Below are 7970 nucleotides of genomic sequence, written 5' to 3' on the forward strand. Positions count from 1 at the left end.
GTTCCTCTCGGGCGGCGGTGTCCCGGGCGGCTTGCTCATCGGCAACCCGGCGAGCATCAGCGCGGTCTGCTGCCAGGGCCTCGCGGCGGGTGCGTGCCTCCTGCTCCAGACGGGTCAGTTCCTCCGGGCCGACCGAAGGCTCTGCCGGTTCCACACCGGAGATCTGGTGCTCCTCCAGCCAGAACCGCTGAGCGCCGTCGCGAGTGGTGATGACACACATGGCATCCGTGTCCCATTCGATGTGGGCACCACGCAACGTGGCGTAAGAGTCCAGGGCGCGGTTGTGATCCACTGCGGTGCCCGTCTGCAAGGCTTCGGCAATGACCCGCATCATGGTCTCAAGGCTTACGGGCTCCAGATCCAGCTCCGGACCCTCCAGCAGCAGCCACGCTGTGACGTTCTTGCCCACTCGGGCGGGGTAGTGGGCCCACACCCCGGTTAAGGCCTTGGATGCCAAGGTGACCTGGCGGGCGAAACCGTCCTGGGTGGGCAGTTCATCCGTGATGAGTTCGGAAACGTCAGAGCGTGCAGCGGACTCACGGGTCTGGACGGCTGCAGCCACCACCTCAGAGGGAAAATGGCCCAGCTCCTGCCAGGACCACACCCAGGTGCCACGTTCCGCGGAGTCCGTTCCCAGCAGGTGCGGGGTCAGCACCACGGGGGGATCCGACTGCAGAGTGAAGGACGGGACGGAGAAGTCAACATCCCATTCCACGCCCTGGCTCAGCTCAGCCAGCCGGGCCTGATGCTCGGTCGAAATGAAGATCGAGTCATCGATCAGTTCCTGCAGTGAAGTCGTCATGCCATCAGGCTAGCAACGCAGACCGACGCACCGGAACTGGCCAGGAGGTGGCCCCGATAAGCTGAGCGCATGACGCAGGACCAACCACAGCCCAGCCGACGCTCGCGTGATCGCGCGGGCAGCCACGCCGCCAGCAAACTCACCGACGAACAGGTTGCCCAAAGTCTGAGGGACGAGCTGCGTGCCGTGGGCGACTGGATTCTGGGTGTGCTCAACGCGCAACCGGGGTGGGAGAGCATGGACGTGGATCTCAAGCCGCAAGGTGGCCGCATGTGGTTGCGGATCACCGAATACCGCGGCGGCCGGGAGTTGCCTGGCACCGTGGGGCCCATCAAGCCCGGAAGCTCTGTTCTTCGCCGTATCAACCGTTTGCAGTCCCTGTCCTACCGTCCAGGGCGCGGGACGTGGCTCTCCACCGTGGTCACAGTCACCGCACAAGGGTGGCCCAGCCCCCAGTACTCGTTTGCCACCCGCCACAACTTTGATGAACGCCCTCCCCAGCTGGGAGAGGAAGGCGCATATCAACTGGAGGACGGACTGGAGCATCTGGAGAGTTTCCCGCGCACGGAGGCTCGCGTGCCGGACTGGTTGGGGGCGTTGGCTGCCGAAGCAGGCCACACCATTCAGGTGCTGGCCCCGGAAGCTGAAGCAGAGGCCGACCCTGAGGGCACGGTCAACCCCCGATTGCGTGAAGCCATCGCCGGATTCGCCGCAGCGCCATCGGACGCCGCACTGATCGAGGTCATGCGCAATTGCACTGCAGGGGACCTGCTGGTGGATGCCACGGGTTCGGATCTGATTCGCACCCAGACCGGTGAGCTGAGCCCGGAGTCCCAGATCCAGCTCCAGAGTTTTGCCGAACCAGACGGCACCCGCACCTTGGCTGCCTACACGGCCCAAACAGACGCCCAGGCCATGTTTCATGCCGCCGGGCAGGACGGTGAACCGGTGCTGCTGCGCCAGCCGGCAGCCGCGGTCCTGGAACTGGTGGCAGCTGACCAGCAGTACCACCACCTGATCTTGGACGCAGGTGCTGCTTCCTGCCGGATTCCGCGCAGGCAGATTGAATGGCTGCTGTCCTCACCGCGCAATGACGTGGCCAAGAACGGTCTGCTCATGGACAGTGTGCCCCAGGTGCTCTCCGGGCTGATGGCAGCCAACGGGGTGCTGCTGTTGGGTGTGCGCCCGCTGGAGAACGCCCAGGGACCGGAAGACGTTGAACCCGTCTGGGCCAAGCCAGAGGAAGGACAGGATGCAGACACCCTGCTGCTGTTCACCTCCGCGGCAGAAGTGGCTGCCCTGGACCCTACCTTGGAGATCCGCTCGGCGGCAGGTCGGGATGTTCTGCGCTATGCGCTGGGAACCGGCGCCTCCCAGGTGTGCGTCAACGCGCGTCCACCGGTGGCCACGTTCGCCATGGACGACATCAGAAGCATTCTGGACTCTGTTGCCGACTCACCCGCGGATTCAGACGACTCCTCTGAGATCTCCACTCCGGTGGTGAGCCTGGAAGATCACCGGGAGGACGTCGTCGTGGAGGAAGACCCCGGATCAGCCACCGGCATCAACCTCAAGGACTGAAAGAACTGCCGAGTGTCCGAGTGGGGTCGTTTTCAATGATTTGAAACAACCCAACTCGGACACTCGGCAGTCGGCGTTGGGGGCCCAGGGCTGGGCCTCAGCGAGGAACGGGTCAGACGTTCTTGGCGTCTGCTCCGCGGTTCTCCTCCACGGCCTTGCGCACGCGCTGGCCCAGCTCCGGGTGCACGTTGTCCCAGTACTGCAGGGCGCGCTCCAAGATGGTGTTGTCCTGAACATCACCCACGTGCCCGGCAATGTTGTTCACCAGAACCTGCTGCTGCTCGGCGTTCATGACCTCCGAGTAGAGGATCCCCGGCTGGCCGAAGTCGTCATCGGCAGAGTGCAGGGTGGCCGCTGCGCGAACCATCTCACCATCCGTCTCCCAGCGCATCTCATCCGCAGGCTTGATCCCCTGACCCGCAACCGGTCCGCCCATGGTGTTGGGCGCATAGTTCGGCTGGCTGGGTGCCTTGAACGAGTACCGCATGGGCCCGTCCTGGGAGTAGGAGTTCTGCTCGGCGTAGTGCGGGAAGTTCACCGGCAGATCCGCAAAGTTGGCACCCAGGCGGTGACGGTGCGTGTCCGGGTAGGAGAACACACGGGTCATCAGCATCTTGTCCGGGGAGATCTCATGTCCCGGAACAGTGTTGCCGGGGGAGAAGGCCGCCTGTTCGATCTGAGCAAAGAAGTTCAGCGGGTTCTGGTTCAGTGTGAACCGACCAATCTTCATGCGGGGGTAGTCACCCTTGGGCACGGTCTTGGTGACGTCAAAGATGTTGTACTTGTACGTCTTGGCGTCCTCGTAAGGAATGACCTGGACTTCCAAGGACCAGGACGGGAACTCGCCGCGCTCGATGGAGTCGTGGAGGTCACGGCGGTGCGCATCAGCGTCCTCACCGGCGATCCGGGCTGCTTCCTCACCGGAAAGACCTTCCACACCCTGCTCGGAGATGAAGTGGTACTTGACCCAGAACCGCTCACCGGAGTCATTGACCCACTGGAAGGTGTGGGAACCGTAGCCGTTCATGTGTCGCCAGGACTTGGGGATGCCACGTTCACCCATCAAGTACGTCACCTGGTGTGCGGACTCCGGGGACTGGGTCCAGAAATCCCACTGCATGGTGTTGTCCCGCAAGCCGGAACCCGGAAGGCGCTTCTGAGAGTGGATGAAATCGGGGAACTTGATGCCGTCACGGACAAAGAAGATCGGGGTGTTGTTGCCCACGATGTCCAGGTTGCCCTCAGTGGTGTAGAACTTCAGCGAGAAACCACGGGGGTCACGCCAGGTGTCAGGCGAGCCCTGCTCACCGGCCACCGTGGAGAACCGCGCCAGCATGGGAGTCTTGGTGCCCTTCTGGAACACCGCAGCGCGGGTGTACTGGGAGACGTCTTCCGTGATCTCCAGTTCGCCGAAAGCGCCACCACCCTTGGCATGGACCACACGCTCCGGGATGCGCTCGCGGTCAAAGGCCGCCAGCTTCTCCACCACGTAGGAATCGTGCAGGGCGATCACGCCGTCGGGGCCGCCGCTGGTCAGTGAATGGGCGTCCGAGGCAACCGGCTTGGCGTTCTGGTCCGTGGTGAATTCACCGGTGGGACGCAATCCGACTTTATGGACGTTCTGGGGGGAATTCTGTGCATTGTCAGACATGATGAGCCTCCTGCGGTCATGGCGGTCCGTTGCTTCTTCACCGTAACCCAGGCCACCGACATCCCACCCGGTACCGCGTGGAAAGTTCGCTGATGGTTGACTGGAAGCCGCAGCCGCCACGTGTTGGCGCAGGTCAGGACTCTTGGACGGCTTCTTGCCTGCGCGTAGAATCGTGTGGTTCGCGGGCACAGCCGCCCGTCCCAGGAACATTCCGCCCGTCCCAGGAACATTCCGTCCGTTCCACGTACGTTTCGTCCGCTGAGGACCATCTGACCAGGAGGAGGCCGCACCATCGTTGCCCCACGTGACCCCAACTCTGCATCCGAGCATCAGTCGGAGCTTGCGGATGAACTCTTGGCCCCCGCCCAGGACTCTGCGAACCAGGCCGAGTATGACGTCCAGTACGGCGGTGCCGCGGAATCGGGCACCCCGGGTGAAGCTGCAGGCGCCGGGGACAAGGGCTACCACCGGAATGGGGACTCGGAGGCCGATGCCGCACAGGAAGCGGCGTTGGAGGATGAGGAGCTTCTCCAGGCGGTACGAGCCGGTGACGAGGCCTCGTACGGCCTGCTCTACGAACGGCACCGCTCCACTGCCTTGAACGTGGCACGGATGCACACCCGCAACGTGCACGACGCCGAAGATCTGGTCTCGGAGGCTTTTGCCAAGGTCCTCTCCGTGATCCGCAAGGGTGGTGGGCCGCAGAAGTTCATGCGCAGTTACCTGGTCACCACCATCGGACGCCTGGCTGTTGACCATGCCGTCGCAACCGGCAAGGTGCAGCCCGTTGCAGAAGACGCCGATCTGGACCAGCCGCAGGAATTCAACGACGTCCTGGTCAAGCAATGCGACTCCGTGGCGGTGGCCACGGCCTACGCCTCCTTGCCTGAGCGGTGGCAGGCGGTGCTGTGGCACACCGAGGTCGAGGAGATGAAGCCGCAGGCCGTGGCTGGTGTTCTGGGGATGACCCCCAATGCTGTTTCGGCCTTGGCCAAGCGTGCCCGGGAAGGGTTGCAGGCGGCTTATCTGCAGGCGCAGGTTTCCCATGCAGCAACTGATGCCTGTCCTGAGATGGCAGGGGATCTTGGTGCGTTCGTCCGCGGCAGTTTGGGCTCACGTGCCCGGCGTGCGGTCCAGCAGCACCTGGACGAGTGCCCCCGCTGCACTGCTGAATATCTTCAGCTGCAGGACACCGGTGTGGGGATGCGGACCTGGATTCTTCCTGCTCTGGCTGCCTTGCCGTTGTGGGGCACCGAGTCCAAGGTTCTGGCCGCTCTCATGGTTTCCGGTGCCGGTGGAGGCGCTGCTGGGGGCTCGGCAGCAGCTCAGGCGGCAGGTACGGCCTCCGCAGATGCCGCCACCACGGGGGCGGGTACGTCTGAGTCTTCCGTTGGTGCAGGCAGTGACCTGACCGGCTCGTCCGCCCAGGCGGCAGCGGCAGGCTCAGCCGTGTCCAGCAACGGACCGTCCTCCGGTGGCAGCGGCTCCGGTGCCGGTGGTATTGTGGCCGGCGCCGGTGCGGGCATCGGACTGAAGATCGCCGTGGGTGCAGTGGCTGCATCAGCAGCTGTGGCACTGGTGGGGGTGGGGGTTTCCACCCTGGTCCAGGATGACGGCACCAACAACGCCACCACCTTGGGCGGTTTGCCGTTCCCCGCCAATGGCGAGGCCCCTACCGACCAACAGGCAGGTGCTCCGGCGGGGGAGTCGGCATCGCCTGCCTCCGGCGCCGGGTCCGCCGAGGACCGGTCCGGGCCCTCGGATGCCCAGGTGCGCGCCGTGGATGACGAAACCTCCGGTCAACCACGCTTCATCACGGCCTTTGACCGCATGCAGAACGACCTCGCGCGTTCGCAGGCCCGGAACGACGACGGCGCTGCCAACGGTTCGGTGACGGCAGGATCTGCGGATTCCGGCCGTTTTCCGGCCCCCAATCAGCGCGGCCCCTGGGCGCCACCGGCTCAGGAGACGTATCAGGGCCAGCAGTCTTGGCAGTCGGGCCAGTATTCACAGTCGAGCCAATCATCGCAGTCCGGCCAATCGTCACAGTCCGGCCAATCGTCACAGCCTGGTCGATACTCGCAGTCCCGTCCGTCTGCCCAGCAGCCCGGTGGGAGTTGGAGCACACCGTTGGCACCCGTGGCCCCAGCCCAGCCGCAGGCGCCATCGCAGCCGCAGGCACCTGCTCAACCCCAGGTGCCGGCTCAGCCACAGGTTCCGGTGGCGCCGGTGTCTCCGCCGGCCACCACCCCGACGTCGCCGGGAACCACCACTCCGGTGGCGCCCACCGCTCCGGCCACGGATGGAACAGTGGACCCGGGCGACAACCAGGGATCGGTCCTGGGCACACCGGCTGACTCCACTGAAGACAACCAGAACTCCAGTGGGGCTCCGCTCTACGCACCCGCCAACTCGCCGGTCACAGCACCGCTGCCCATGGACGGGAGCACGGATTCAGCTCCTGCCCCGCAACCGGAGCCGGCCAACACAACCGAGCCAACCACCGCACCAGAACCGGCCACCACGCCAAGTTCGGAGCCGGATCCCACTGCAGATCCCGGCACCACCACGGACACCGGCACCGCGCCGGAAAACACAGGTGACCCCCAACCCACGGACGGCACCACAACCGAACCCGTGGACCAGGCCACCGGCCCTCGGGATGCCCCAGCCGTGGATCCGGGCCAGTGGGAGAACACCACCCCCGGACAGGGTGTTGGACCTGGCGGTCTGTGGATCTGGACGGAGCGCGGTTGGGTGCGCCTGGCATGACCGCCGTGGCCCGGGGCCCATGTGGCGGGCAGAACCAGCACACGCAGTTTGCTGAGAGAATCATCCATGTTCCCTTCAACTCCGCCCAGCAAGCGGGCCGGTCCGGAACACAACCCCGCCTCAGATGGTTGCTGATCACAGAAGGTTCGGCACAACCCCAAGGATGACTCCACACCATGCATCGACATTTCAACGGTCTGAAAACCGTGACCCTGCTGGGCGGCATGTGGCTGCTGTTGTTGGCCATCGGTTACGGCGTGGCCGTTGCTGCCAACAACTCGGTGTTCATCTTCCTGTTCGCCCTGATCGGGCTGGGCACCACGGCCTACAGCTACTGGAACAGCGACAAAATTGCGTTGAAGTCGATGCGCGCCGTCCCCGTTTCCGAGCAGCAGGCACCCGATCTGTACCGGATCGTCCGGGAGCTCTCCAACCAGGCCGGGCAGCCCATGCCGCGGCTCTACATCTCACCCACCATGAGCCCCAATGCCTTTGCCACAGGCCGCAACCCGGACAATGCTGCAGTGTGTTGCACGGAGGGGATCATGCAGCTGCTGGACGAGCGTGAACTGCGCGGTGTCCTGGGCCATGAACTGATGCACGTCTACAACCGGGACATCCTGACCTCCTCCGTGGCGGCGGCCATTGCCGGGGTGATCACCTCGGTGGCGCAGATGTTGCAGTTCGCTGCGATTTTTGGTGGCCGCGGCGGAGACAGCCGTAACAACCCCATTGCGGCGTTGGCCATTGCCTTCCTGGCACCGGTGGCGGCCACGGTCATTCAGCTGGCCATTTCCCGGACCCGCGAGTACGACGCCGATGAAGACGGTGCCAAGCTCACCGGTGACCCGCTGGCCCTGGCCAGCGCGCTGAACAAGATCGAGAACGGTGTCAACGCCCGTCCCTTGAGCCCCAATGACCAGAAGGTGGTCAACACGTCTTCCATGATGATCGCCAACCCGTTCGCCGGGCGCGGGATGTCCAACCTGTTCCGTACGCACCCGCCCACGGCGGACCGCATCGCCCGTCTGCAGAACATGGCCCGCGGGGGTCACACCGAGCGCTGAGCCGTACCCCCCCCGGGACGCCGCACCGCAGCTACGTCACCTTGAACGACAGCGACGGCGGTGGTCACCAGATCTGGTGACCACCGCCGTCGTCGTG

5 protein-coding genes are annotated in these 7970 nt (G+C 64.8%); 3 read left to right on the plus strand and 2 right to left on the minus strand.

Annotation, left to right across the window (positions count from 1 at the left end; all coding sequences use genetic code 11):
- A partial coding sequence (locus L979_RS12645; RefSeq protein ID WP_047692567.1) for a DUF6882 domain-containing protein occupies positions 1-802 on the minus strand: 802 nt, incomplete at its 3' end.
- Positions 803-871: 69 nt separating this feature from the next.
- Between L979_RS12645 and L979_RS12650 the strand changes: the two genes are divergently transcribed.
- Positions 872-2383, plus strand: a complete 1512-nt coding sequence (locus L979_RS12650; RefSeq protein ID WP_052209881.1) for an SseB family protein — start codon at positions 872-874, stop codon at positions 2381-2383.
- 112 nt (positions 2384-2495) lie between these two features.
- Here L979_RS12650 and L979_RS12655 read toward each other — a convergent pair whose 3' ends face one another.
- Entirely contained in the window at positions 2496-4034 is a 1539-nt protein-coding gene (locus L979_RS12655; RefSeq protein WP_052209882.1) for a catalase, read from the minus strand.
- 354 nt (positions 4035-4388) lie between these two features.
- Here L979_RS12655 and L979_RS12660 point away from each other — a divergent pair, with 354 nt between their 5' ends.
- Positions 4389-6806 (plus strand): sigma-70 family RNA polymerase sigma factor, encoded by a 2418-nt coding sequence (locus tag L979_RS12660; RefSeq protein ID WP_047692568.1) that lies wholly within the window; start codon positions 4389-4391, stop codon positions 6804-6806.
- A 176-nt stretch (positions 6807-6982) separates the two neighbouring features.
- Complete coding sequence (gene htpX / locus L979_RS12665) at positions 6983-7873, plus strand: zinc metalloprotease HtpX (protein ID WP_047692569.1); 891 nt, start codon at positions 6983-6985, stop codon at positions 7871-7873.
- Positions 7874-7970: the final 97 nt, after the last annotated feature.

It is taken from the genome of Kocuria sp. ZOR0020 (assembly GCF_000800955.1).
In the GTDB taxonomy this organism is placed as follows: domain Bacteria; phylum Actinomycetota; class Actinomycetes; order Actinomycetales; family Micrococcaceae; genus Kocuria; species Kocuria subflava.

Coding starts and splice junctions, on each gene's coding strand:
- L979_RS12650 (WP_052209881.1), top strand. CDS start 872: ATGACGCAGGACCAACCACAGCCCAGCCGACGCTCGCGTGATCGCGCG.
- L979_RS12655 (WP_052209882.1), bottom strand. CDS start 4,034: ATGTCTGACAATGCACAGAATTCCCCCCAGAACGTCCATAAAGTCGGA.
- htpX (WP_047692569.1), top strand. CDS start 6,983: ATGCATCGACATTTCAACGGTCTGAAAACCGTGACCCTGCTGGGCGGC.